Consider the following 591-nt stretch of genomic DNA (forward strand, 5'->3'; position numbering starts at 1 on the left):
TTTATAAAAATCATATACCTTTGTTGCTAAGAAATGAGCACTTACCGCTTTTGGATCATTAAATGTTGTTGAAGTGCTAGTTGCTAGTATACCAGGGTAATATCTTTCCTCCTTATTAATATCTCTGTATTTCACATCATACGTTTCAATTCCTTGCCCTCTAGTGTAATCAGCAAGTGCATATTTCCCATTACTTTGTTTAGAAATACCAAATGTACGAGATATACCTAAATCATCTTTTCCTGTTCCAGTTAATGATGTAAGATTGCTTTTTCTACTTTCCTTTAAGGCCCCAACAAGCTTTTCACTTGCTTTTAAATCTGATTCTTGTACCATATTTTTTAACATATCACCATTATGAGCATTCACTAAATAGGTTCCAGATACATAGTTTGGTGTTGCAGCAGCAAATGTAACCTGGTATGCATTGCTGGCTTGTCCATTATTTTCATCAACAAAAATAACTTCCTTTACTTCTGGCTCAGAAACAAAATTGATATCATTCCCGTACTTCGTATAAATATATTGTTTCGCTTCTTCTTGTGATAGATTAATAGGCTTCTTTAAATCTTCTTGTTTTAAATTTTGCGC

Annotated in this window: 1 pseudogene; it reads right to left on the reverse strand. The window is 33.0% G+C overall.

Annotated elements, in window-relative coordinates:
• A pseudogene (locus JDS96_RS30615) lies at nucleotides 1-591 on the reverse strand (M4 family metallopeptidase); the annotation flags it as partial.

The sequence above is a fragment of the Bacillus cereus group sp. N21 genome (genome assembly GCF_016483395.1).
Classification (GTDB): Bacteria; Bacillota; Bacilli; order Bacillales; family Bacillaceae_G; genus Bacillus_A; species Bacillus_A pseudomycoides.